The 23936-nt window shown below is 66.9% G+C and carries 24 protein-coding genes and 1 pseudogene; 14 read left to right on the forward strand and 11 right to left on the reverse strand.

All coding sequences use genetic code 11. The annotated features are described in order from the left end of the window. Positions 1–4: 4 nt before the first annotated feature. From AB0H43_RS14075 to AB0H43_RS14110, 8 genes are all read right to left on the reverse strand, one after another. Complete coding sequence (locus AB0H43_RS14075; RefSeq protein WP_359999713.1) at positions 5–1447, reverse strand: ATP-binding cassette domain-containing protein; 1443 nt, start codon at positions 1445–1447, stop codon at positions 5–7. Continuing rightward, entirely contained in the window at positions 1444–2358 is a 915-nt protein-coding gene (locus AB0H43_RS14080) for a branched-chain amino acid ABC transporter permease (protein WP_359999714.1), read from the reverse strand. Before AB0H43_RS14080 ends, AB0H43_RS14075 begins: the two co-directional genes overlap by 4 nt. Beyond that, positions 2355–3218, reverse strand: a complete 864-nt coding sequence (locus AB0H43_RS14085) for a branched-chain amino acid ABC transporter permease (RefSeq protein ID WP_359999715.1) — start codon at positions 3216–3218, stop codon at positions 2355–2357. Before AB0H43_RS14085 ends, AB0H43_RS14080 begins: the two co-directional genes overlap by 4 nt. Before the next feature lie 13 nt (positions 3219–3231). Beyond that, complete coding sequence (locus AB0H43_RS14090) at positions 3232–4038, reverse strand: class I SAM-dependent methyltransferase (RefSeq protein ID WP_359999716.1); 807 nt, start codon at positions 4036–4038, stop codon at positions 3232–3234. A 15-nt stretch (positions 4039–4053) separates the two neighbouring features. After that, positions 4054–5340, reverse strand: coding sequence for an ABC transporter substrate-binding protein (locus AB0H43_RS14095; RefSeq protein WP_359999717.1), 1287 nt, complete (start codon positions 5338–5340; stop codon positions 4054–4056). A gap of 63 nt (positions 5341–5403) precedes the next feature. Continuing rightward, the gene (locus tag AB0H43_RS14100) at positions 5404–5814 is read right to left on the reverse strand and encodes a roadblock/LC7 domain-containing protein (RefSeq protein ID WP_359999718.1); all 411 of its coding nucleotides are present in this window, start codon (positions 5812–5814) and stop codon (positions 5404–5406) included. After that, the gene (locus tag AB0H43_RS14105; protein ID WP_359999719.1) at positions 5811–8132 is read right to left on the reverse strand and encodes a nitrate- and nitrite sensing domain-containing protein; all 2322 of its coding nucleotides are present in this window, start codon (positions 8130–8132) and stop codon (positions 5811–5813) included. The genes AB0H43_RS14100 and AB0H43_RS14105 overlap by 4 nt, the downstream gene beginning before the upstream one ends. A 14-nt stretch (positions 8133–8146) precedes the next feature. Next, a complete protein-coding gene (locus tag AB0H43_RS14110) occupies positions 8147–8770 on the reverse strand; it encodes an ATP/GTP-binding protein (RefSeq protein ID WP_359999876.1) in 624 nt (207 codons plus the stop codon). An 814-nt stretch (positions 8771–9584) separates the two neighbouring features. Between AB0H43_RS14110 and AB0H43_RS14115 the strand changes: the two genes are divergently transcribed. The 14 genes and pseudogenes from AB0H43_RS14115 to AB0H43_RS14180 form a co-directional block, all read left to right on the forward strand. Then, positions 9585–10292 carry a DUF5919 domain-containing protein gene (locus tag AB0H43_RS14115; RefSeq protein WP_359999720.1) on the forward strand — a complete coding sequence of 236 codons (708 nt, stop codon included), beginning with the start codon at positions 9585–9587 and terminating at the stop codon, positions 10290–10292. Position 10293: 1 nt separating this feature from the next. Beyond that, complete coding sequence (locus AB0H43_RS14120; protein WP_359999721.1) at positions 10294–10764, forward strand: NUDIX domain-containing protein; 471 nt, start codon at positions 10294–10296, stop codon at positions 10762–10764. Between the two features lie 112 nt (positions 10765–10876). Further along, positions 10877–11527, forward strand: coding sequence for an HD domain-containing protein (locus AB0H43_RS14125; protein WP_359999722.1), 651 nt, complete (start codon positions 10877–10879; stop codon positions 11525–11527). A gap of 1 nt (position 11528) precedes the next feature. Further along, entirely contained in the window at positions 11529–12917 is a 1389-nt protein-coding gene (locus tag AB0H43_RS14130) for a hypothetical protein (protein ID WP_359999723.1), read from the forward strand. Between the two features lie 43 nt (positions 12918–12960). Further along, positions 12961–13962: an asparaginase gene (locus tag AB0H43_RS14135; protein ID WP_359999724.1), complete on the forward strand. Its 1002-nt coding sequence runs from the start codon at positions 12961–12963 to the stop codon at positions 13960–13962. Continuing rightward, a complete protein-coding gene (locus AB0H43_RS14140) occupies positions 13955–14434 on the forward strand; it encodes a PPC domain-containing DNA-binding protein (protein ID WP_359999725.1) in 480 nt (159 codons plus the stop codon). The genes AB0H43_RS14135 and AB0H43_RS14140 overlap by 8 nt, the downstream gene beginning before the upstream one ends. A 40-nt stretch (positions 14435–14474) precedes the next feature. Next, complete coding sequence (locus AB0H43_RS14145) at positions 14475–15425, forward strand: FAD-dependent oxidoreductase (protein ID WP_359999726.1); 951 nt, start codon at positions 14475–14477, stop codon at positions 15423–15425. A 332-nt stretch (positions 15426–15757) separates the two neighbouring features. Beyond that, entirely contained in the window at positions 15758–16627 is an 870-nt protein-coding gene (locus tag AB0H43_RS14150; RefSeq protein WP_359999727.1) for a helix-turn-helix transcriptional regulator, read from the forward strand. A gap of 4 nt (positions 16628–16631) precedes the next feature. Then, positions 16632–16847 carry a DUF397 domain-containing protein gene (locus tag AB0H43_RS14155; RefSeq protein ID WP_359999728.1) on the forward strand — a complete coding sequence of 72 codons (216 nt, stop codon included), beginning with the start codon at positions 16632–16634 and terminating at the stop codon, positions 16845–16847. A 45-nt stretch (positions 16848–16892) separates the two neighbouring features. Beyond that, positions 16893–17399 carry a hypothetical protein gene (locus AB0H43_RS14160; protein ID WP_359999729.1) on the forward strand — a complete coding sequence of 169 codons (507 nt, stop codon included), beginning with the start codon at positions 16893–16895 and terminating at the stop codon, positions 17397–17399. A 3-nt stretch (positions 17400–17402) separates the two neighbouring features. Then, positions 17403–17732: a hypothetical protein gene (locus AB0H43_RS14165; RefSeq protein ID WP_359999730.1), complete on the forward strand. Its 330-nt coding sequence runs from the start codon at positions 17403–17405 to the stop codon at positions 17730–17732. Between the two features lie 176 nt (positions 17733–17908). Beyond that, positions 17909–19057: an NAD(P)-binding domain-containing protein gene (locus tag AB0H43_RS14170; protein WP_359999731.1), complete on the forward strand. Its 1149-nt coding sequence runs from the start codon at positions 17909–17911 to the stop codon at positions 19055–19057. Further along, positions 19054–19608 carry an NUDIX hydrolase gene (locus AB0H43_RS14175; protein WP_359999732.1) on the forward strand — a complete coding sequence of 185 codons (555 nt, stop codon included), beginning with the start codon at positions 19054–19056 and terminating at the stop codon, positions 19606–19608. Before AB0H43_RS14170 ends, AB0H43_RS14175 begins: the two co-directional genes overlap by 4 nt. Before the next feature lie 64 nt (positions 19609–19672). Further along, positions 19673–20365, forward strand: a pseudogene (locus AB0H43_RS14180) (transposase); the annotation flags it as partial. Positions 20366–20693: 328 nt separating this feature from the next. On the opposite strand, the gene AB0H43_RS14185 reads toward AB0H43_RS14180, so the two are convergent. The 3 genes from AB0H43_RS14185 to AB0H43_RS14195 all read right to left on the reverse strand — a co-directional run bounded on the left by AB0H43_RS14185 (position 20694) and on the right by AB0H43_RS14195 (position 23488). Beyond that, positions 20694–21572, reverse strand: coding sequence for an inositol monophosphatase family protein (locus AB0H43_RS14185; protein ID WP_359999733.1), 879 nt, complete (start codon positions 21570–21572; stop codon positions 20694–20696). An 84-nt stretch (positions 21573–21656) separates the two neighbouring features. Then, the gene (locus tag AB0H43_RS14190) at positions 21657–22223 is read right to left on the reverse strand and encodes a GNAT family N-acetyltransferase (RefSeq protein ID WP_359999734.1); all 567 of its coding nucleotides are present in this window, start codon (positions 22221–22223) and stop codon (positions 21657–21659) included. Continuing rightward, positions 22220–23488 carry a helix-turn-helix transcriptional regulator gene (locus tag AB0H43_RS14195; RefSeq protein WP_359999877.1) on the reverse strand — a complete coding sequence of 423 codons (1269 nt, stop codon included), beginning with the start codon at positions 23486–23488 and terminating at the stop codon, positions 22220–22222. Before AB0H43_RS14195 ends, AB0H43_RS14190 begins: the two co-directional genes overlap by 4 nt. Between the last annotated feature and the right edge of the window lie 448 nt (positions 23489–23936).

Consider the following 23936-nt stretch of genomic DNA (forward strand, 5'->3'; position numbering starts at 1 on the left):
GTGGTCATGTGTTCGTCCTGGGTTCGGCAAACAGCCCCATGGCATGGGCGTGGGCTTGGGTGATGGGTGTGGCGGGGGACAGCGTCCGGCCAGTGATCGTGCGGATGGTGTTGGCGGCCAGCGGTCCGAGCAGCAGGTGTGGTTCGGCGATGAGGGTGGCGAGTCCGTTGTCGACGCGGTCGGCGAGCAGGTGCCCGAGCCGGCCGACGATGATCGGGGCGAGGCCTTCACCGGGTTCGTCGAGCAGCAGCAGGCGGGGGTTGGCCAGCAGCGCGCGGGCGAGGGCGAGCATTTGCTGCTCGCCGCCGGAGAGCCGGTCGGCGCGGTGGCGCATCCGGGCGGATAGTTCCGGCATGACGTCGAGGATGGTGGTGGGGCTGCCGCGGGTGGGGCTGTAGGCGCGGGCGACCGCAAGATGTTCGGCGACCGTCAGCCGGCTCCAAAGCCGGCGCCCTTGTGGGACCAGTGCGATGCCAGCGCGTAGGGCATGCGCCGGATGGCGGACGGTGTGTGGTCTGCCGTCGATCTGCCGCTGAGCGTTGGGCGCCGGATGCAGTCCGGCGAGCGCGTGCAGAAGCGTGGTCTTGCCTGATCCGTTCGGGCCGAGGATCACTTGGCCGGTGCCAACGCGGACTGTCAGGTCGACGTTGGTCAGGATCGGTGCCGCGGTGCCGTAGGCCAGGCGCGGCAGGCGGGCCGACAGCAGGACAGGCGTGTCGGCGGCAGAGTTCGTGTTTCTGGTGGCGGCCGGTGGCGTGCCCAGGTATGCCTGGCGCACCTGCGGATCGGCGCGGATTTCGGCGATGGTTCCGGTGCGGATGTGGCGGCCATGGTGCAGGACGGTGATCTGGTCGGCGACCTTGGCGACGAGGTCGAGGTTGTGGTCGACGAGGAGAAGGGTCGCGTCGGCGGGTAGCGCGAACAGCACCTTCGTCAGACGGTGCAGGTCGTGGTCGGATAGCCCCGAGGACGGTTCGTCGAGCAGCAGCAGCCGGGGCCGGGCGGCGACTGCGACCGCGAGCTCGAGGAGCCGTTGCTGCCCGTAGGACAGCTTGCCGGCGGGGATGCTGGTGTGCCGGTCGAGGCCGACCATCTCCAGCACCACATGTGTGTGGTTGTCATCGGGCTGGGTCCGCCTCGGCGTGGCGAGTGCCATGTGCTCTTTGACGGTCCGGTTCGCATAGACGGCGGGATGCTGGTGGGTGCGGCTGATCCCGGCCCGGACGCGTCGGGGAACGGTCAGAGGGGTGATGTCGATGCCGTCGAGAAGCAGCCGTCCGCGGCTGGGGCGCAGGCTGCCGGCGATCAGATGCAGCAGGGTGGTCTTGCCGGCACCGTTGGGGCCGATGATCGCGTGCCGGACGCCGTCGCCGATGGTCAACGTCAACGGTGCCAAGGCTTGCAGGCCGCCGTAGTGGCGTGCGAGTCCGTCGATTCGCAAGGTCATCGGGTCCTCCACTGCAGGATTCGCTGCCGGGGCAGGGCTGCGGCGATGATGAGCAGGCCGCCGAGGATCGCGATGCCGTGGCCGGTGTAGCCACCGACCCAGTCCCGGGCGGCGACGAGAATCAAGGCGGCGAGGAACGCGCCGGGCATGGTGCCGATGCCGAGAACGGCCGCGGACAGGGCGACGACGGACACGGCGAACCCGAGGTCGGCGGGGCTGATGTGGTGGGTGGCGGTGACCAGCAGCGCCCCGGCGATGCCGGCGATCGCCCCGGCCAGGGTGTAGGCGGTCCACAGGTAGCGGCCGGTCGGGTGGCCGCTTGCGCGCATGCGCGGCTCGTGGTCGGCCATGGCCCGCAGGCGCAGGTCCCACCGGCTGCGCCGCAACGCCCAGACGGCGGAACACACGACGGTGGTGGTGGTCAGGACGTACAGGTAGATCCACCCGTCGGCCGCCAGGTCGCTGGTCCCGGGTAGTGGGGGACGGGTGGGGACGAGGATGCCTTCGCTGCCGCCAGTGATCGATGTCGCGGCCAGGGCGGTGACGTGGAGGAGGTCTCCGCACGCGAACGTGATCATCAGGAAGGTGACGCCGCGTGCCCGGACAGCGACCAGCCCGGTCACTCCGGCGGCCGCGGCTCCGGCGATCGCCGCGGCGGCGACCTGCACGAGACCGTATCCGGCCGTGGTGCTGGCGAGAAGCGCGGCGGTGTAGGCGCCGACGCCGAGGTAGCCGGCTTGGCCCAGCGGGGCCTGGCCGGTGGTGTGCACGAGCTGGGCGCTGATCGCCAGCAGCGCCGTGACGAGGCCGATGGTGGCGATGGACACGAGGTAGGCGTTGGCGATCCACGGCAGCGGCACTGCGGCGAGCAGCCCGAACGCCGGGATGCTGGTGCGCAGGCGGCGTGTCATGCCGGCCTGCCCTGCAAGGCCGGGCGGGCGATGAGCACGGCGAGCATGGCGGCGGTGAGCAGGAACGGCACCAGCGCGGCCGGGGCGACCAGGACGCCTACGGTTTGCAGCTGTCCGACGCCGACCGCGGCGACGAGGGTGCCGCGGATCGAGCCGAGACCGCCGACGACGACGATGATCAGCGACAGGGTGAGCACGGTGGTGTCGACGCCGGGCGCGGGCCCGAGCACGGGTGCGCCGAGCACACCGACAGCGACGGCCAGGGCGCACCCGGCAGCCAACACCATGGCCTGGATCCAGCGGGTACGGATACCGGTCGCGGCAGCCATAGACTGGTCGTCGACCACCGCCCGGATGACGGCGCCGGCGACCGACCGTTCAATGATCAGGATCATGGCCGCGGCGATCAGGGCCGCGACGGCGATGAACACCAGCCGCCACGTCGGATACAGCTGGCCGAGTACCGTAACCGATCCGGGCAGTGGTGCTTCGGCGCGTAGCGGCTGTCCACCGGTGACGGTGGTGAGCAGGTCGGCGGCGACAAACGCGCCGCCGAGGGTCGCCAGGCCTTGGTCGAGAGGCCGGCCCGACAGGGGCCGCAGCGTGATCGCCAGAAGGCCGCCGCCGGCGGCACCGGCGAGGGCGCCGACGGCGGTCGCGGCGAACAGGCCGCCCCAGCCGCCGTCGGCCAGCCACCAGCCCAGGTAGGCGCCGGCGAGGTAGAGCGTGCCGTGGCCCAGCTGAAGCACATTGGCCACACCCCAGATGAGGGTGAGGCCGGACGCCACGGTGAACAGCAGCAGCCCGTACGCCAGCCCGTCGAGGCCGGTGATGGCGTAGGCCGCCAGATTCCAGTCCACGGCACGGCTCCGACTAGTTGGCGGCCGCGCGGCGGCCGATGGTGGTATGCATGAGGTAGCTCGACAGGATCAATCGGGGGTCCTGCAGGGCTTCCCGCCACTGCGTGAGTTGCCCGTGGGTCATGCCTGCGGCGAGAAGCTCGGGTTCGAGCTGGTGGCTGTTGCTGTGGTGCAGCAGGCAGATACCAGTGCCTCCGTGGTAGAACCGGGAGTCCGAAACGGTGGTGACGTCGGCCAGCGCGCAGTGCAGCATCGCCGTGTGCGCTTCGACGGCCCAGGTGGCGCTCATCCCGCGCTTGGTCAGGATGTCGACCATCGTGGTCTGGAACGTCTCGTGCAATTGCTGGACGGTGTAGGTGGGGCTGTGTCGCACCAGATCCATGTAGGTGCAGTCCCACTCGGACAACACGATGGCCCCGCCGGGACGCAGCCACGACGTGAGCTTGGCCAGCACCTGCTGGCGTTCCGGTAGATGCATGAGAACCAGCCGGGCGTGGATCAGGTCGAGCGACTCGGGTTCGAACGTCGCCTGGCGAATGTCTTGCTTCAGCACCTCGATGTTGGGACCCCCGGCCAGGACCGGGTTGATGTCGACGGCGGTGACGTGCCCATCCGTGCCGACCTGGTCGGCGAGCCAGTGGGTGATCGTGCCCGCGCCGGGTCCGATGTCCAGGCAATGCATGCCGGGCTCGACCCCGGTGGTGGAAAGCACGTCGATGCTGTGCGGGTCGAGGACCTCCGCGAGGTGCTGCAACTGGTGGCTGCCCTCGGCGCTGGTGTTGTCGAACCCGTACCGTTGCTCGACCTTTTGTGTGGTCATTGGTGTGTCGCTCCCTTATGAGCCGAGGGTCGCCAGTTCGGCGATCTTGACGTTGGCCAGGACGCCGCCGTCGGCGGTGACGCGGCGCAGGTACCACTTCTGCACGGGGGTGTGGTTGACCGGACCGAACTGCCAGCCGCCACGCGGGGAGTTCACTTCGCCCAGGTGCGGTAGTGCGGCCATGATCGCCGCGGTGGTGGGGCTTTGGCTCGGCGGCGGGGTGGGCGCCGCCTTGGTGGTCGTACCGGTCGCGGTGGGGCTGCCGGACGTCGGCGCTGAGGTGGCCGTGGTGGCTGCCCCGGCCTGGGTGAGGGCCATGTCGAGGACCATTGCGGCGTCCCAGCCGCACACGTGGTAGATGTTCGGAGTCGCACCAGAGTGCTGGGCGGTGAACGCCGCGACGAACCGTCGGTTGGCGTCGGTGTCGATGTTGGCGGCATAGTTCAGGACCGTGGAGATTCCCTCGGCGGCCGGGCCTTCAGCGGCGAGGACAGCACCGTCGGTGAGAAAGCCAGCCGCATACAGGGGCAGGTCGACGCCGAACTGCTTGTACTGCTTGACGAACTCCACCGCGGAGCTGCCGGCGTAGAACGTGTAGACGGCCTTCGCGCCGGAGGACTTGATCTTGGCCAGGTAGGGCTGGAAGTTGGTCGTCGGTGTGGGCGCCCAGGGGGTCCACTCCGGTTCGCCACCGGGGTTGGCGAGCTTGCCGCCCTTGGCCGTGAACGCCTTGGTGAACCCGGTGATCTGGTCGTGCCCGCCGACATAGTCGGGGCCGATCGCGAACACCGGCCCGTCAACGGTCGTGCGCAGGTAGTCGGCGATCGCGGCACCAGTTTCCTGGCTCAGCCAGGACGTGTGCCAGATGTAGGTCGGGTCGGTGATCGTGGACGGCCGCCCACCGGTGCCGATCATCGGCACGCCGTGCTGGCGCAGCATCGGATCGAGTGACAGCACGGTTTCGGCGGAGGCGTTGCCGACCAGGACGTCCACCTTGTCCTGCTCGAGCAGCTTCTTGCCAGCGACCCGGACGGCGTCCTTACCGTCGCCTTCATCGGCCTCGACGACTTCGACCTTGTGGCCGCCGAGTTTTCCGCCGTGCTGGTCGAGATACAGCTGCCAACCGTCGTGGATGTCATCCCCGGCGGTCTTGTATGGGCCGGACTTGGGCAGGATCAGCCCGATGCGCACGGTGTCACTGGTGGTCTGATCTTTGCCCGGGTTGAGCGCGGAGCCGGTGCATCCGGAGATGGCCACGGCGACCGCGGCCGTGAGCGCCCATGGGACGCGTCTGCGAAACATCGGATTCCTTTCGAATGGGTGAGGGGTGTACCGGACGTGACGGGCACGGTCAGGCAAGGTCGGCTATCGAATGGCTGTGCGCAGGCCGGGCGACAGTTGCTGGCCGATGCGTTGTGCGAGATCCGCCAGGTGGAAGGCGAGCTGCCCGGCGTCGGCGGCTTGTGGAGCGAGGGCGGCCAGGGTACTGCCGTCCGGGGTCGGCTGGACGACCAGGACCCCGTCACGCATGACGACCATTGAGTACTGGTGGTCGCCGGCTTGCAGAAAGTCGGCGGTGGACCTGGCGAGTGCAACTTCTCCGGCGACGGAGGCGCACAGCTTTTCGGCTTGATCCCGGCTCAGCCGGGGAGTGCTGGCCAGTAGCAGACCGTCGGCGGACATGGCGACCGCGTGAGAAATGGTCGGCACTTGGCTGGCCAGCTGAGTCAGGATGTCGCTGAACATGGCCTGTCGGCCGGGATCGAGCGGGCTCACCGGATATCTCCTCGTGTCGGGCGGTGGTGGTTGACCGCAGCCAGCGCGCGGGCGACAGCGGCGACTTGCTGGCTTTGGCGTTGCGGGTCGATGCGCAGCGCCCGCGGATTGGTCGGCGCCGCCGGTGGCGGTACACGCCCTGAAACCTCAGCCGGATTGCGACGTGGCAGACCTGACCTGGTGGTCCCCGCCACGACAGGTGCCTGCGCGGCCGCCCGCCACGGTTCCTCCGGTTCGATGACCGGCTCGGCCAGGTCGGGATTCATCCAGCTCGACGGCACTTGGTGCGGCGCGGGCGTGGGCCAGGCCGGTGGCCCGACCGTCGGCAGCGTCGCCGTATGGTCGGCAGCACGTGCGAGTGCTGCGCGTGGCCCACCGGAAAGCGCGGGCCGTCGATCGGCGGCCATCCGCAGGACGTAGCTGTTGGGCACCAGCACGCTGGCAGAGATGCCGGGCTGCGCGGCTTCCAGCCAGACCGGCAGCCCGTATTGGGCAGCGACGATCCCGGACACGGTCAGCCCGAGATGGCCTGGCTGCTCCGGGTAGGCAACCCGGCCGGCGAGCAGCAGGTTGAAATGGGCCAGCGTCTCCGACGCGATGCCCATGCCGGTGTCGCGGACCGTGACATGCAGTCCGCCGTCGGCCCATCGGGCGGACACCTCGATCGGGCTGTCACCAGGGCTGTAGCGGATCGCGTTGTCCAGCAGTTCCCGCAACACGACAACGGTGGCCGGGACCGCCGCCGCCCGGATCTGGCTCTGTGCGATCGCGCCGAATCGGATCCGTTCGTACTCTTCCACTTCCTGACCGGCCGCCGTCAGAACATCGTGGGTGTCCTCGTCCTCGGAATGGATCTTGCTCAGGCCGTGTTCGGCGAGGACCTGCAGGTTGTCCTGGAACCGGCGCATCTGGGTGATGCCCTGATCGACGTCGAACAGTTTGGCCAGCAGCTCGCTGTCGGCATCGCGTTCGACCTCGTCGAGACGGTGAATGATGTCTTCGACCAGCCCGGCACCCCGACGGGCGATGGTGGCCGTCGCCTCACCCGCGGTCGCCCGGTTGCCGGCTTCACCGGCCAGCGCTGTCTCGGCGGCGCCGAGCAGCCCACCTAGGGCCGCCGCGAGCCGGCCGATCTCGTCCCGGCCGGTCACGGTGATTGCGCGGCTCCCGGCGAAGCGTTGCATTGTCTTGCGGGCGTCTTCGCGGGTTGTGACTGTGCCCAGGGCGTCTTTGAGTTCTGGCAGCCTCGCCGTGCCGATCAGCCCGGCCTCGGTCTCCAGGCGCCGCAGCCGGCGGGTCGTGTGCCGGGCCACCACGATGCCGATCAACAGTGCGGCTAGCACGGCGGCGACGGTCAGCGATGCCTGCAGGACGGCGATGCGGATCTGTGCGTCACGCGCCACGGCGACCGCTGTCGTGATGTCTCGGTGAACAGCGATCTCGACCTGGCGCAGGCGGGCCGCGCGCGCACCCATCGCCGCCGTCCACGCCTTCGCCGTCGTCTCGACGCGCTGGTAGACCGGGGTCCGGCTGACCACACCCTCCAGCCGCACCGCGTCCAGGACGGCGGCGCCGGTCATCTGGCGGCCGAGTTCTACCCGCCACCCGACCACGCCGAGGGTGGTGAACGTCTTGATGCCTTCGTCGTAGGCCGAGCGGGCGGCGGCGATGTCCTGCGACAGCGACGGGGTCAACTGCCCCAGGGCGAGCGCTTGCAGCACCGAAACCTGCTGCTGACCGACGGCCTCAGTCGCGCGGGCCAACGCTGCGGCGGCACGGATCTGATCGGCCAGGACCGGGTCGACGCCAGCTTGAGCGGCCGCGTCCTGGTAGGCCAGCAGGTCCGCGACAATGATCCGGTAGGCGAACATCGCGCCTGAAAGGGCGGCCGGTTTGCCGTCGGCCAGCCGTGACCGTTGCGCGTCAAGGTCCGCCAGGCCGTCGCCGACCCGGCCGACGATCGCTGTGATCGCCACTGGGGGATCGCTTACCCTTACGGCCTGCGACCGCCATGCCTCGGTGCGCTGCCGAGTGCGTTCCACCTGCTGGCCATAGGCCGCGGCGACCTGCTGCCCGGCGTCAGGTAGCAGCAATGCCGCCAGCGCCGCCCGCTCGGTCTGCAGCTCGTGTGCCAGGTCCGCCGACGCGCCCGCCAGCCGGACGAGGGCTTGGGTGCGTTGGGCGGCCTGCGCTGATTGCACCGCCGTGTTCAGCGACCAGCCACCGGTGGTCATCGCCGCGGCCGCCATCGGCAGCAGAATGAACGCGGTCTTGACGCGAATCGGCAGGTCTCGCATTCGCAGGCTCCACCCGGACATACGTCGCTCCACAGTCATAGCCCCCGCCCGGCCAGAGCGGCCACGGTTACCGAAGCGACGGCAGTACGGCGGCGGGTCAGGCTGTGCTCAACCACTGACACCAGCACTTGTATGACCTGATCTCGTTCCCTCGCGTCGCAGGTCAGCACCGGCACATCGGAAGCCACGCTCAACGCGTCGACGATCTCGTCAACGGCGAACGACAGCTCCCCGTCGAACTTGTTGATCACGACCGCGTAGGGGGTGTCACGGGCTTCGAAGAAGTCGATCGCGCCGAAAGCATCGGCTAGGCGACGGGCGTCGGCGAGGATGATCGCGCCGAACGCGCCACGGACCAGGTCGTCCCACATGAACCAGAACCGCTCCTGGCCGGGGGTGCCGAACAGGTACAGCGTCAGGTCCGGTTGCAGCGTCAACCTGCCGAAGTCCATCGCCACCGTGGTGAGGGTCTTGTCCGGGACGAGTGACGTGTCGTCGGTGTACTGCGACGGAGCGGTCATTCTGGCGTCGGTGCCGACGACTTGGATCTCAGAAACCGCGCGGACAAATGTCGTCTTGCCCGCGCCGAAGCCGCCGGCGACGACGAGCTTCGCGCGCTCCGGTGAGGCAGCCGCGAAGTGAACTGACGTGTTGGACATCGACAAGGGTTCTCTCTTGGTCGGTGACGGTTCGCTATCCGGGCAGTTGCGTCGCCGGGTGCGCGTGATACCGCCGGACTGCAGGCGGCATTGCTCGGCTGGCAGGTCGGTCTTCGTCGCGCACCGGCACGGCGGCACGCTGAGGTTTGCGGGATGGCCCTGCCGCCCAATGTCGTGGCGGCGAGCCTGTCCGGCCGCAGATCGGCTGGTTTGCCACTCGCGCCGTAGTTTTCTGCCCGGCAGCCCGGCGGCTGGATGTCGCACTGACAGCCTTGGGGCTAACCTGACGGTGAGTGGGTCTTGTTGGCTCCGGCGTTGGCGGCGCGACGTACCGGCCGGCCGTTAACTGGCGCATCCGCGGCCCCCTCGCCTTGCACCTCGTCGATCCACAACGACTAGGCATGACACGATGTGCGTTCGCGGCTGCCATCTGCGCACTGGTTGACCGCCGCGTTGTCGGTGTCCAGCGTCGCGGACAGTCCTATTTCGGCGGAACGCCGACATGCTGGGAGGATTGGCGAGCGATTAGCAGGTCGATAAGGCGTTGACCAGCGGGCGAGCAGATTCGTGTCCTGTTTTGAAAGTCGTTCGTGATCGTTCGCGACGAACGGTCGTGTCGTGCGTGGACTGACTGGCCGCGGACTGATCGTGAACCTCGTTGTGCGCCCCACTCGTGGGGGACTTGATGGGACGTTTCCGCGTGGTAGAAAAGTCCCTATGGATGGTGGCAGGTGGAGACGTGGCTAACGAGCGGCTCCGAAATGCCCTACGCCAGGCCGGGCTGACCCCCACCCGATGTGCTGAGCTGATCGGGGTGGATCCCAAGACCGTCGAACGATGGATCAGCCTTGATCGGCTGCCGCATCGGACACACCGGGCCGCCACCGCCGAACTCCTGCGCGTTGATGAGACAGACTTGTGGCCGGCCATTGGGCTGGATCCACGGACGGTTTCCGCGGGGAGAGCTGAGCTCGCCGATTTCTATCCAACGCGCGCGGCGGTGCCGCCGGACCTGTGGCGGTCCGTGATCGACGAAGCCAAGGACAGTCTTGACATCCTGGTGTATGCCGGGCTGTTCCTTCCAGAGGTGCATGACGTTGCCCGTATTGGCCGGCGGGCGCGTGCTGGTTGCCGGGTCAGGATTCTGCTGGGCGACCCGTCCGGCACGGCGGTGCGCCGGCGAGGCGAGGAGGAAGGGTTCGGAATAGGACTGGCTCACCGAGTTGCCCTCAGCCTGCGCTACTTCCAGCCGATCGTCGCGACGTCAAACATTGAGATCAGACTGCACAACACGACGTTGTACGCGTCGATCGTGCGGGGCGACGACACGCTGCTGGCCAACATCCACATGTACGGCTACACCGCGGGACAGAATCCAGTGCTGCACCTGCAGCGCGTCCCGGATGGGCGGGTATTCGAGCAGTATCTCGGCAGCTTCGACAAAGTTTGGTCCGTTGCGCCCGGGCCGGCGTCGACCGCGGACCTCGACGAGGCTATCGCGCAGGTTGTAAAAGGAGGCTGAAGTGCCACGGCGAGACTTCTTCAACGACCCTGCAGCCCCACCTGCCAACAGCGTCGTGCCGTCGGTGGTGGCCGCCGTCCGCAACGAACATGGGCAACTGCTGATGATTCAGAAGACCGACAACAACCTGTGGGCCTTGCCCGGCGGCGGCCACGACATCGGCGAATCGGTCACCGAAACTGTCGTGCGGGAGGTCCGCGAGGAGACAGGCATCGACGTCGAAGTCACCGGCCTGGTCGGGATCTACACCAACCCACGGCACGTCATGGCCTATGACGATGGCGAGGTCCGCCAGCAGTTCAGTATCGCCTTCACCGCCCGGCCGACCGGCGGCCGGCTGCAGACCTCGGACGAATCACGCCAGGTCGAATGGGTCGACCCAAGCCGACTGGACGACTTGGAAATCCATCCCTCGATGCGGCTGCGCATTGATCACGCGCTGGCAGCCAGGCCTCAGCCGTACATCGGGTGACCCCGCGACTCTCATCGCGCACCCCCGAGAGCGAAACAATGGAACAGGACGTCCCCAGACGTCCAGTCTGAAACCGTAGCTATAGGCCGGACCGGAACCTATCGTTCGCCGTATGCAGGACCTCGTCGAGTGGTCGATTCATATCGCCACCCAATGCCTCGGCGGTGCCGGGCTTGAACGGCGCTGGCGGCATGTCCAAGCCGTCGGCGCCCGCGCCCACCAGCTGTGCTTCGCCGTCGCCGACGACGAACAGGACGTGCTGATCGCAGCGGCGTGGCTGCACGACGTGGGCTACGCGCCCACAATCGCCCACACCGGTCTGCATTCCCTCGACGGTGCCCGCTATCTGGACCGTGTGGGGCTGCCGCGCCGCGTCACTGCCCTGGTCGCCCACCACACCGGCGCACGCTTCGAAGCAGCTCGCCGGGGTCTGGCGGCCGAGCTTGACGCGTACGAGCGAGAAGACGGCCCCCTGGCGGACGCGCTGACCACCGCCGACCTCACCATCGGGCCGTCTGGGCAACCCGTCAGCGCGCAGGAACGCATCGCCGAGATCCTCACCCGGTACGCGCCCGACAGCCCGGTCCATCAGGCTATCGCCGAAGGGCGGCAGCTGCTTCTGGCCGCCGTCGAGAGGGTCGACGCCCGCGTTCGCCACCCGGAGACCGGCGCGTCCGTCAGCGCCGGACGAGGACCGGCTGCAGTCGGGGCAGACCCCGGAGGAGTCGGATCCGTGGGCAGCGCAGGTCGAAAGCGCACTTGATATGAACGCACCTAACGACAGGCTGAAAGCGGCTCGGCTGAGCCGGCTGTCCCCGACAGGATCGGGTCGAACACTGTCGCGCCAGGAACTGGCCGACGCGGTCAACGCCGAACTGGTGCGACGCGGCGTTCGCCACGCCGCGATCGACGCCGGGCACATCGGCAAGTTCGAGCGCGGCGTCTACCGCTGGCCTCAGCAGGTCTACCGCGAAGCACTGCGCTGCGTGTTCGGCGTCGACAACGACGCCGACCTTGGCTTCTTCATCGTCCGCGGCCGCGGCAACCCAGCAGACACGCCCCTGACCATGCTGTCAGCATTCCCGTCGGCCACAGCTGCCGCCGTGCCCGACGGCAGCCATCTCGACATCATGATCACAGCCGGGTCCACCCTCGGTTCGGCCGAGATACGCATCGACCTGCAACCGCAGCAGCGACCGTCGCGACTGGCAATGCATGTGTTCAGCACTGCCACGTCGCCCCTAACGGGCAAGACCCTGATCGCCGAGCGGCGCGACGACCAACACCTACCTGGAGCAATACAGATCCCGGATGCTTACGCAATCGATGACCTGACGACAGCGCTAATCTGGCTATACGCACGGCTAGATCAGGACCTCCTGCCGGACGACCGCGCCCTGGACGAGTCATGGAACGCCATCGACGCCTCCCTCGATCAAGGCGCACACGCCGTCGCGGCCGCCGCCATGCCGAGCCTGTCCTCGGTGAGCAAAATGTGGCTCGGGTCCCGCGTCTGCGCGGCCTTCATCGAAACCAGCCTGCGCCGCGGAATCACAGACAGGCCGATGTTCTGGACCCGTGAACAGCGCGGCGAGGAAGCCGCGACGTGGCTCAGCTTCACCCACAAGCAGCAATACCTGCACCGTACAGCTCGCACGGGCGTAACCAGGACCTTCTGCCTGCCCGCACAGCAGATCTCCGAGTCACCCCTGACCGATCGCATCCTGCTATTGCTGACCATCGCCTATATGGAGGCATCAGGCGTGCGATGCCGCATCCTGGCCGACGCCACCTACAGCGACGTCGACGGGTTCGTTCTGGCCGGCAACCGGGCGATCAAGGCGAACTGGATCCGTACCGACGCGCTGTGGCAAGTCGCCGACCACACCGGCGCCCGATCCACCGCTCCCTACGCTCAGGTCATCGCCGCAGCGGACCACGACACCTTTGTCGGACACCCGGCACCAGCCCAACGACTGCGCGCACTGGCCGATTACCTCGATCTGGACTGGCGGTGGCTGCAGCATCGCTGCCGAGAACTCGCCGCCGCCGGACTGCACGGGCTCATCCGCCCGCACAGCCGCCACCTGTCGCTGCACGGCACCCAAACGGCGATCAACTTCATTGCTACCCTCACGCAAGACCGCGACTAACACGCCGACGCGCACTGCGCCTGCATGATTCTCGGAGACGTCCATGGCCGGCACGAACCCCCGCGTCACCGTCATCACGCTCGGGGGAACCATCTCGATGAGCGGCAGCACCGGCCTCGTCGCACCCACACTGTCGGCGGCCGACCTCGTCGCCGCCATCCCGGGACTCGACGGCACCGACATCGACGTACACGTCCGTGACTTGATGCGCATACCCGGCGGCTCGCTGACCTTCACCGACATTCTCACAGTCCATGACGCGATCCGCGAGGAACTCGAACAGGGCAGCACCGGCACAGTCGTCGTCCAAGGCACCGACACCATCGAGGAAAGCGCCTACCTGCTTCAGTTGCTCCACGACGCGGCAGGACCGATCGTGGTTACCGGAGCCATGCGCAACCCGACCCAACCGAGCCCCGACGGCCCCGCGAACCTCCTCGCGGCGATCCGCGTCGCCGCCGACGAGCGCAGCCGTGGCCGAGGTTGTCTGGTCGTCCTCAACGATCAAGTCCACGCAGCACGTCATGTCGCCAAAACCCACACGATCGCCACCAACGCGTTCGCCTCCGGCGCGAGCGGACCTCTCGGCTGGGTCGTGGAAGGTGAGGTCCGCTACGGGCATCCTCCAGTCCCGCGCGCAACCAAGCCCCGGCGACCGTTGCGACCAACATCGCCGGCGACCGTCGGAATGATCACCGCCACCCTGGGCGACGACGGATCGTGGATCAGCGACTTCGCACAGCGCTTCGACGGCCTGGTCGTCGCCGGCTTCGGCGCCGGCCACGTCCCCATGACCTGGGCCGACCATCTCGAGAAGGCCTGCGCGCAGCAACCCGTCGTGCTCGCCAGCCGCATCACCACCGGACCGTCATTGACCAACACCTACGGGTTCACCGGCTCCGAATCCGACCTCATTAGCCGCGGTCTGATCCCGTCCGGCGACCTCGGCCCGTACAAGGCCCGAGTTCTGCTCTGGGCACTCCTAGCGGACTCCACCAGCCCAGCCGGCATCCGCGCAGCCTTCACGGAGCACAACCATGCCTAGCAGCCAGCAGCTCACCCTCGGCCGCAGCTTCGCCCTGGTCTTCGACCACGGCGAAGACTTCTTCCCCACGCTGACCGACTTCTGCGCCACGCACAACATCCGGCAGGGCTACATCCCCATGTTCATCGCCGGATTCGCCACGGTGGACATCGTCGGAACCTGCGACAAGCTCGACAACCCCCAAGCGCCAGTGTGGACGAAAGTCCACCTGACCAACGTCGAAGCCGTCGGCGCCGGCACCATCGCATGGAACCCGGCCACAGATTCCATCAGCCCACACATCCACGTAGCCGTCGGGCTCAAAGAACTATCCGCGCAGGGCTACACCAGCCACCTGCTCGACGCGCGGGTGCAGTTCCTCGTCGAGATGATCATCACCGAGGTCGCCGAGCCATCCATGCACCGGCTGCCCAACCCTGCGCTGTACGACGCTCCCCAGCTTCGCCTCGGACCGCCGACACCCGAGGCATGACCGGACCGTCTGAGCGCGCGTAACCCGCTAGCGTCACAACATGAGCACCAAGCGGGTAGCGGTCGTCGGTGCGGGCGTCATCGGTCTGACCTCCGCCATCGTCCTCGCCGAGGACGGGTTCGACGTCACGGTCTACGCCGAGCAGATCCCTGGCGCGACCTCGCTAGCCGCAGGTGCGTCGTGGGGACCGTATCTCGTACAGCCATACGACCGAGTACAGACCTGGGCCGCGCACACGCTGGCGGTACTCACCGAACATGCGGACCAGCCCCAGTATGGGGTGTCGATGCTGTCCGGGATCGAGGCTTCCCGCAATGCGACGGTGCTTCCCGCGTGGGCGGCCGCGCTGCCAGGGGTACGGTCATGCGAGCCTGGGGAGTTGTCTGCGGGTTTCACCTGCGGCTGGCGATACAAGATTCCGGTGGTCGACATGCCGGTCTACCTGAATGCGCTCATAGCCCGCCTTCTCGCGGCGGGCGGCAGCTTCGTCCAACGACGCTTGGATCATCTCGACGAACTGGGTAGACAATTCGACGCCGTCGTCAACGCCTCAGGATTGGGAGCTGCGGTATTGGCCGACGACGCCACCCTCTACCCAGTACGAGGTCAACTCGTCGTCGTCACCAATCCAGGCATAACCGAGTTCTTCTCCGAAGACACCGGCGACTCGGCGGACCTGACCCATTTTCTTCCCCACCGTGACCATGTCGTCCTCGGCGGAACCGCGTCCACGATAAACGCGGACAGCGAGATCGATCTCGACGTATCGGCGGCTATCATGGGGCGCTGCGCCGCAATCGAACCACGTCTGGCCAGCGCGACCGTCATCGAGCATCGGGTGGGACTCCGGCCGACCCGTCCGGAGATCCGCGTCGAAATCGACCGCAGCCATCAAGGTCTCGTCGTGCACAACTACGGTCATGGGGGAGCAGGACTGTCTCTGTCATGGGGCTGCGCGCAGACCACACGATTGATGGTCATCGAAGGATAACGGCCGTGCCGCCGATCGGTGGCACAAGGAGGCCACCGAGCCTCGCCGAGCCAACCGAAATATGGACAAACGCCAGGCATTGAGAGTTGATCCTGTCGTGAACCGGTGGATCTTCGCTCCACCAATGCCAGCACGGACAGTCCAACCCGTCGAAACGCAGCCTTGGTGGGAGCCTTGCTGGGAGGCTTACCGGTCGAGAAGCCTCTGACGTGCTGTCATGTGATCGGATGACGGTCGGCAGGCATCGCCAAGCGTCGAAAGCAACGCTACCTTCTCCAATCACCGGCGGATGCCGGTGACAGTCCGCAGCGAACTGCCAGAGGTAGCTAGCGATGATCAGCCCGCATGTCCGTCGGCAGCGCCTTGCCCACGAACTCAACAGCCTGCGGCGCGCCCGCGGATATTCGACGGCGCGCATGGCCTCCGTCATCGGGTCCACCCGCCAGCACGTTTCTCGGCTGCTCAACGGTCATCTAGCGCCTGATCCCGACGAGATCGCCGCGCTGCTGAGACACTTCGACGTGCCAGCCGATCAACTGGAAGATCTGCTGACGATCGCCCGGCAGGCTGCCACCATCGGCTGGTGGGAGCCGCTCGCCGAGACGATGGGACCCCGGCAGGCGATGTACGCAGGCCTGGAAGCGGGCGCACGGCGAATCGACGAGTATCAGATGACGCTGATCCCGGGTCTGCTGCAGATTCCGTCGTTCACGGAGGCGCGCTGCCGAGCAGAACGCCTGGCGCACCGTCTGCCCTTTGACTGTCTTTCCGCGGTCGAGGCCCGGCTCCTTCGCCAACGGGCGGTGCACCGCGACGCAGGCCCGACCTACGAGGTGGTCCTGGACGAATTTGCCATCCGCCGACCCGCTGCTCCGAGCGACGTCGTGGTGTCTCAACTCGACCACCTCGTCGACGTAGGGCACAGCAGTCGGGCGACACGGATCCGCGTCCTGCGGCTGGCCGCCGGCATTGAGGGCGACACCATTCCGATGTCATCATTCTCGATCTATCGATATCCGGATCCCGACGACCCAGTCGTCGTTGCCATCGAAGCCGAGACCAGCGACCAGGTGCTGGCGGACACTCCCGCGACGGCCGTCTACATCGAGCTTCATCGGCGACTTGCAGAGGCTGCGATGCCAGCTTCAGACAGCCTCGACTTCCTCGCCACGGTGGCGGAGGAAATGCGTAACGGAAGGTGACGCCATGGATCAACCACGCACTTCGTTCGACCACTGGCGTAAGTCGACTCGTTCTGGCGGTAGCGCCAACTGTGTCGAGTTCGCACACCAAGGCGCCACCGTCGGCATCCGCGACTCCAAGAATCCAGACGCTGCGGTGCTCGAGTTCCCGGCCGACGTCTGGAACGCGTTCGTCGCCGGCATCAAGGCCGGCGAGTTCGACATGCCGGGCAAACCGTAGTTGAAGTGCCCAGCACGCCAGTTCAACCAACAGGGGAGGAAAGCAATGAGCAATGCCATGAAACGCAGCGCGATCATCGCGGTAGCTCTGGCTCTGGTCGCAATTAGCACCCCCGCCAGCGCGGCCTCGGCCCCGGCCGACCCAGCGGCACCGTTGCAGTACGGGACGACCTCCGCCAACAGCGGCGCGTCTACCGAAAGCCTCTGGTGCGAGGGCGAGGCAGCTCCGGACCCGCTGTACTCGGCGAGCAACAACACGGTCCAGTATGGTGCCAAGACGATCTGCAACCATGTCGACACACTGTCGATCAGGATTGAGATCTGGACCATCGTCGGCGTAGGCGACCACCAGACCGAGGAATACCAGGGCCAGGCGTACAACTCCGGTGTGGCCACGAACCTCGTCGCCTCTGGGAGCGGAAAGTGCCTGGTAAGGACCACCGGCCGGTGGTACGTGAAGGTCTGGGCGACGGCGGTCCAACTGGGCGGCGAGCTGCCTCCCTACCCCGCGTACGGACCAGTCAAGACGCTCGCCTGTTCCGATATGGTTTGACCCATGATGTGGATTGCCGAGGCGGATACGTCCGACCGGTACAAGCTGCTTGTGTGCGTTCCGCGCGCAGCCAGGCTCTACGTCCTCATTGCGGGCCCTGGCGGCCTGGCCGAAGCCTCATCTGGACCGTGGTCGATGACCGTCACCCCCGCCACGGGACAGCCACTGGTGTTCCATAGCGGCTCCCGGTCCGGCGGAAAATCCGACAGCATCTATGTGGGCCAGTTCGAGGACCCGCCGGAATCGCCGGATGCACTCACCATCCGCATCGAGGTAGACGACGCCGAGATCTTCTCCACGGTAGCAATGCCGGTTCGGACAGTACCGGTCTGAACCGCAAGAGGCCCGGCTCTCACTGGCGGAGCCGGGCTCTTAGCATCGGCTACCCCGCACCCCAGGCGGCTCGTCGGCCAGACCGACGACATCGGCTGCTAGTTGCGACTTCGCCAACGCAGTCGGAGAGCGGCCGCTGGCAGGGGTTGACCGTCCTGTTTAGGAAGGTGTAGTAAATGGAGTCCTTCGAACTGGCCAGGCTGGACCGATACTTCCGACACATCACAGACGCGTTCGGCCCGCCGGGCCCGGCCGTCGCCCGATCGCTGCTGGTGACCCACCTGCTCGCGGAGCGGCCCTCGTTCGTAGCCGCCGTCGACCGTGTGGCCGGGCTCGCGGCAGTGCTGCCCAAGCCCAAGAGCATCGACCGGGCGGCCCTGGCACAGATCACCACGGCGTACCACGTCGACGAGCTCACGCGAGAGTTGTTCACCGATGACGAGCGGGCCTTGGCGTACCTGGAGGAGCGGGCGGCCGGGCAGCCCGTCATTCTGCTCGATATCGGCGGCTACTTCGCTCCGGTCCTGTCCGAGCTGTGCGAGCGATTCTCCGGCCGGATCCTCGGCGTCGTCGAGGACACCGAGAACGGTCACCGCCGCTACCTTGACCTGGGCAAGGCGCCATGCCCGGTGTACTCGGTCGCCCGCAGCCCACTCAAGCAGCCCGAAGACCACCTGGTCGGGCAGTCCATTGTGTTCTCCACGGAGGCGCTGATGCGCACCAGGGGCGACATCCTGCCCGGCCGAGCTGCGACCGTGATCGGGTTCGGGAAGATCGGCTCGTCGATCGCCCGCAGTCTGCACGCCAAAGGAGTACGTGTCACCGTCTACGACGACGACCCGATCCGTGCCGCCCAAGCGCTGTCCCAGGGCTTCGGAGTCGCGCCGAACCGGTACGCCGCGATCGCCCGCGCTGGGATGGTCATGTGCGCCACCGGCCACCTGGCGCTGCGCCGCGACGACTTCGCACGGCTACCCAACGGCGCATACGTCGCGTCCGTGACCTCCAGCGAAGACGAACTCGAACTCGACGCGCTCGACGGCGTGTACCAGCAAGCGATCGTGGCCGACAACGTCACCCGCTACGAGATCACCGGCCACTACTTCTACATCCTTGCGCAGGGTAACGCGGTCAACTTCCTACACGGCGCCAGCGTGGGCGCGTTCATCTTCCTCGTGCAGGCCGAGATCCTCGCCGCCGCCGCGCGGCTGGCCGCCGGTGACGTCGAGCCCGGCTACCATGAGGTGCCCGACGGCGACCGGCGGCTGATTGCCGAGACGTGGCTCTCCCACTTCAACCACACCGCGACAGGGGCCTACCTGTGATCGACGCAGACCAGATCGGCAAGACCGTCACCGCGTACCTCGAACGTCACCCCGACGAGACCCGCCGCCTCGCGCCGATCACCGCCGCCCTGGCAGCGCCGCCCGGCGACCTCACCTCACGCAAGACGCTGCCCGGCCACGTCACCTGCTCGGCGATCGTGGTCAACCCAGCCGGGCATGTGCTGCACATCCGCCACAACGCCCTGAACAAGTGGCTCAGGCCGGGCGGCCACCTAGAGTCTCAGGATCTCAGCCTCGCCGGCGCCGCCAGCCGCGAGGTCGCGGAGGAGACTGGAATCCCCGCCCAGGCGCTGACGCTCGTTGACGACGTCCCCGCCGACATCGACGTACACCCGATCCCCGAAAACCCCGCCAAGGACGAAGGCGACCACCTCCACTACGACATGCGTTTCGTGTTCACCGTCGCCGCCGACACGGACGTACAGCTTCAGGCCGAAGAGGTCAACGACTCCGCCTGGCTGCCAATCGTCGACCTGAAACCAGCGCAGCTCGCTGGTCGAGTCGCCGACCTAGTCGGCGCAAACGCCTGACTCCGCAGGACTACCACGTGGCCCGCACGCGGAAGGCGCGGGCCGCCCTGGGTCGACCTGCGGGTTCAGTGATGCGCTCGCGGGGCTTCGGCCGCGCCAGCGCGGTCATGATCCAGGCCGGGTGGCGGTGGATCTGGCAGTGATGTTGGCCGACGATGGTGAAGCGATCGCCGATCCGGCCGCGCTGCGGAATCAGGCGCAGTTGTTCGGACCGGTCGCGTCGGACCCGACCGCGTGGCGCAGCCCGCCGAGACATGTGATGGCCTGCCGACCGCCAGGGCCGCCGGGGTGGTCGTGCCCGGCATCGTCATTGACCTCGACGCGTCCATCGCGGAATGCCACTCGGAGAAGCAGAACGCGTCGGCGACCTGGAAACGCAGCTTCGGGTTTCATCCGCTGTTCGCGTTCTGCGACGACACGGCCGAGCCCTGGCCGGGCTGCTGCGCATCGGCAGCGCCGGATCGAACGCCACCGCCGACCACATCACCTTCTTCGACCACGCTCTGGCGCAGATCCGCGACGTCCATCGGTACCGCACCGACATCCTTATCCGCAGCGACTCGGCCGACTGCACCCACGGGTTGCTGGCCCACATCCGCAGCCTGTGGGAACAGGATGTCAGCGCCCGCTTCTCGGTCGGGTGGCCACCACGCAGCCGGTCCGGGCCGCGATCGAGGTGGCTGCCGGGTGGATCGACGCCCTGGGCACCCACGGCGAACCGCGCGATGGGGCCAAGATCTGCGAGATCACTGGCCTGCTGCCCGCTACGCAGTGATGACCTGCCATCAGGTGGGGTCATGGTTCTACACGTTCGTCGCCATGCCAGCAGAGCCAGACGGCATCTCCAATGGCCATATTGAGACCCTCCTGGCGGCCGGCGAAGCCTGCCCTGGCGGGTGTGCTCCCGCATCGGTGCAGACGACGGCGAGATCGCTTACACCCGCGGCAAACCCCTCCGGAGGACGTACGCGAGGTTACCGTGCAGGTCTTTGAGGGCGACCGGCTCGTACTGAGCGAAACGACGCTGCTAGGCCAGGTGAGACACCCTTTGCTGGCAACAACACTGCAGCACGTCCATGGGAGACTCAAACCGTCAATACCCGGACGATCTCGTCTGCGAGCTCTACGGAGCCTGCTGCCACGAACTTCTGCCGAGGTTCCATGGCTTCCGCGATCCGCGCATCCGAACTCAGGTCGTAATCGAGGGGTATCGGTACCCCATCGAGGTCGACCACCGCCCCACCGGCGGCAGCGAGAATGTAGTGGCCTGGTGCGAGGTCCCAGATGGCGAAGCCCTTTGCGAACTCGACGACCGCGTCGGTGAAACCGCTGGCGACGTGACAAAGTCCAACCGAGCCGAAGTCCACACCAATCCGGCCGCGCCGCTTTCCGTCGGGCGACGCAGCGTCAAGTGCGCCGATGAGGTCGGTTTGCTGGCTCAACGGAACGAAACGCTCGCCAGGCCGCATGAAGTAGTTCGTAATGATCGACTCCGAGAGCCGCTTCGGTCCAGGCGTTACCAGCTGTCGCCGGGTGCCATCGGCGGTGACCGCGTATGCCCGGTCCTGGCCGTCAGGCTCGAGCGCCGCGACGTACAGCTGCACGTGGTGGAAAATGTCACCCACGACCGCCGCTATCGGCCGTGCCCGGGATCGGGAGTAGGCCAGCACGTGGGTGTAGCCGTTGAGGCCCCGGACGGCGAGCTCGCTCGTATCGAGTGGGTCCACGAGTATGCACAGGTCAGGGTCGGTCTCTTTGCCGATCAGTTCAGGTTCGGCTTCTTCGGACGCGTATATGAAGGAGTGAAGCTGGTCTGCCAGCAGTGCGCGGTATCTGCTGTGTATCCACAGGTCGTGTTTGGAAAGGAAGTTGTCGGCGTGACGCTTGTTCTCGCCTTCGCCGTGCTCGCCTGAGAATGCGGCGGCGATCAGCTTGGGCCGCACCTCGGCCATCACGGTTTGCACGACTGAGACCAGGACATCGCGCAGGCCTGATAGCCCTGTGGTCGGTGTTATCATCGCGCCTCAGAGTCATCCACTCCCTGCCGGCTAGCCTTGGTCCTCGGGGCGCAAGGTGAGGATCATGGCGTCGTAAACCGGAGCGTCGTCGAACGGTTTGATGCCCCCGACGCGATGCCAACCCCAAGACCGATAGGCCGCCTGGGCTGGCAAGTTATCCGGCAGGACGAGTAGGGTTGCACGTCGCTCTGAACGCCCTTCAAGGATTGCGTCGTGAAGTGCCTTCGCATATCCCCGACGACGCCAAGGCTCCCGAACCATGATCTCCGTGATCGCGAAGGTACGGCTGCCGTCTTCCGCGACTAGCGTCGGGTCGACGTCCTCCAAAAGCCCACGCCACCAGCCCGATCCCTGGGGGAGCGTGAAGCCAAGCGCGTAGCCGATGACCTCGCCGTCGAGATTGCCGATGGCCAGCCCGAAACCAGACCGCGCCGCGTATGCCTCAAGCCGTTCCTGGTAACGCGGAACGCCGAAGAATGGGTCGGCAAGTTTGTCGGCGTAGATCTCGGCGTAGACGTCGAGCAGCGTCGACAGGTGATCGTGGAATTCTCCAACACTGTGACTGGTGGTCTGCAGCGCCGAGGGGGATGCGGTCATACGTTGCCTTCCGTGCTGGCGGGATCCGTGTGCCCTCCCGTGTATCGGGAGACAAAATTCGCGACTGCCTGATCTCGGACATGGGGGGTAAGCCGTCTCGCGACGTCGTCCAGTTCGCTGCTGACACGCCAACTCACTACGCTGCCCTGCAGGTCATCTAGGGCTGCGAGGGCAGACGCGGCAGCCTCACCCGGCTCCGATGCGTCGAGGAGAGCACGGGCCAGGCGAACTCGGTACAGGGCGCGATTGCGTGCGTAGGGATCGCCATGGGCAGCTACGGCATCGCTGAGAAGGCGAATGGCGCGGTCGGACTGGCGTAATTCGAGCGCGCAGGTCCCGTCTAGACCATCCAGCTCCGCGGGCGTGAGAAAGGTGCACCACTCTTGCGTGGGCTTATCGCCGTCGCGGTCCAGGACACGGCGAGCACGGGTGAGAGCGCGACCAGACGCTGAGGCGTCTCCCGTCAGCGCGGCGGCGAGGGCGAGGCGCAGCTGCGGGATGATCGGCAGGCGTGGAAAACCCTCGCTGAGCGCGGCCGCACGATCTGCTGCTTCTGCCAGCCGTGACCCCTGGCGAGGGTTCCCCAGGACGTTCGCCTGGAAGGCCAGATTTGCTAGCGCGTGAGTCTCGACCTCGCTGTCGCCGGCCTGCTTCGCAAGCGCTAGCGCCTCCGTGTAGCAAGATCGAGCAACGTCGTGCCGACCTGAATCGAAGGCGAGCCAACCTGCGCACATCTGCACTTGAGCGGTTGCTTTGAGCAGGCGAGCCTCAACAGTCGGACCGTAGAGCCCATGCTCCAGCATCGAGTAACCCTCGGCGACGTGGCTGAGGGCAGCCTGCCAAAGGGTCTCGCCCCCGTGCTGATAGTCGAGGGCATACAAACGGACTGCACTGGTTTGAAGGCGCCCGGCGTCCGAACTACCGACGCGCCCTGGCGATGCGCCAGCCATCGGCGGCGGGACAAGACCAGCAAAGGCCGTCGCCACAGCCCCGGTCATCAGCGTCCGACGCCTCATAGGGTCTGACGCTACCGCTTTACGTGGGCGCTGCGCCGCCTCGAGCCGCTGAATGTTGATCAGCTCGCCATCGGCGCCAAGCGCCCTGTCAACGGCCCTCGCCACTGATTCCGATGCGGACTGCCGGCCATTCTCAATTCGACTCAAGAGGGCTACATCGACCGGAGCGGCCTTCGCGAGCTGCCGCAACGAGCGCCCCTTCGCGCCACGGATGCGGCGGAGCGCTTGCCCGAATGGCTCTCTGATCATCGCGGCCCAATCGATCAACAATAACTGTTGACCCTTTCCTGTGGGTCAACAGTCAACACCTACAGAGGATGTAGCTGAGACGACACGCTTGATGCATAGGCGCGGGTAGGAGGTGGGTGGACCCCCTCCTACTCGCTGCCGATTGCCAGCGTAGGTGCAACGGGGGAGGGGATCAACGATGAGCGATCACGCAAGCGGTATAGCCGTCGCAATGTCGCTCAGCAAAGTGGATGCGCAGCGGGCCGAGCGCCCCAACTCCGGTAGTGCCCGACGTCCCCGGACGCTCGGCGTCTGCGTTAGTGACTTGCTTGATCACATCGACTACATTCTGGAGGCATCTAGCAGCGGGGAGGTTGGCGCGGTGTCGACGCCCACCGGGGCGCGAGCAGCCGGTCCGAACCTTCCTCGCAACGACCTCCTCCGAGGCGCCCGTTTGCGGCGTCTTTCT

Source organism: Hamadaea sp. NPDC050747 (assembly GCF_040654195.1).
GTDB lineage: Bacteria > Actinomycetota > Actinomycetes > Mycobacteriales > Micromonosporaceae > Hamadaea.

Excerpts from the sequence above, each read along its gene's own strand:
- AB0H43_RS14105 (WP_359999719.1), bottom strand. The coding sequence starts at position 8,132 with ATGTCCGGGTGGAGCCTGCGAATGCGAGACCTGCCGATTCGCGTCAAG.
- AB0H43_RS14140 (WP_359999725.1), top strand. The coding sequence starts at position 13,955 with ATGCCTAGCAGCCAGCAGCTCACCCTCGGCCGCAGCTTCGCCCTGGTC.
- AB0H43_RS14150 (WP_359999727.1), top strand. The coding sequence starts at position 15,758 with ATGATCAGCCCGCATGTCCGTCGGCAGCGCCTTGCCCACGAACTCAAC.
- AB0H43_RS14165 (WP_359999730.1), top strand. The coding sequence starts at position 17,403 with ATGATGTGGATTGCCGAGGCGGATACGTCCGACCGGTACAAGCTGCTT.
- AB0H43_RS14125 (WP_359999722.1), top strand. The coding sequence starts at position 10,877 with ATGCAGGACCTCGTCGAGTGGTCGATTCATATCGCCACCCAATGCCTC.
- AB0H43_RS14160 (WP_359999729.1), top strand. The coding sequence starts at position 16,893 with ATGAGCAATGCCATGAAACGCAGCGCGATCATCGCGGTAGCTCTGGCT.
- AB0H43_RS14130 (WP_359999723.1), top strand. The coding sequence starts at position 11,529 with ATGAACGCACCTAACGACAGGCTGAAAGCGGCTCGGCTGAGCCGGCTG.
- AB0H43_RS14095 (WP_359999717.1), bottom strand. The coding sequence starts at position 5,340 with ATGTTTCGCAGACGCGTCCCATGGGCGCTCACGGCCGCGGTCGCCGTG.
- AB0H43_RS14135 (WP_359999724.1), top strand. The coding sequence starts at position 12,961 with ATGGCCGGCACGAACCCCCGCGTCACCGTCATCACGCTCGGGGGAACC.
- AB0H43_RS14190 (WP_359999734.1), bottom strand. The coding sequence starts at position 22,223 with ATGACCGCATCCCCCTCGGCGCTGCAGACCACCAGTCACAGTGTTGGA.
- AB0H43_RS14080 (WP_359999714.1), bottom strand. The coding sequence starts at position 2,358 with ATGACACGCCGCCTGCGCACCAGCATCCCGGCGTTCGGGCTGCTCGCC.
- AB0H43_RS14090 (WP_359999716.1), bottom strand. The coding sequence starts at position 4,038 with ATGACCACACAAAAGGTCGAGCAACGGTACGGGTTCGACAACACCAGC.
- AB0H43_RS14195 (WP_359999877.1), bottom strand. The coding sequence starts at position 23,488 with ATGATCAGAGAGCCATTCGGGCAAGCGCTCCGCCGCATCCGTGGCGCG.
- AB0H43_RS14155 (WP_359999728.1), top strand. The coding sequence starts at position 16,632 with ATGGATCAACCACGCACTTCGTTCGACCACTGGCGTAAGTCGACTCGT.
- AB0H43_RS14170 (WP_359999731.1), top strand. The coding sequence starts at position 17,909 with ATGGAGTCCTTCGAACTGGCCAGGCTGGACCGATACTTCCGACACATC.
- AB0H43_RS14145 (WP_359999726.1), top strand. The coding sequence starts at position 14,475 with ATGAGCACCAAGCGGGTAGCGGTCGTCGGTGCGGGCGTCATCGGTCTG.
- AB0H43_RS14110 (WP_359999876.1), bottom strand. The coding sequence starts at position 8,770 with ATGTCCAACACGTCAGTTCACTTCGCGGCTGCCTCACCGGAGCGCGCG.
- AB0H43_RS14075 (WP_359999713.1), bottom strand. The coding sequence starts at position 1,447 with ATGACCTTGCGAATCGACGGACTCGCACGCCACTACGGCGGCCTGCAA.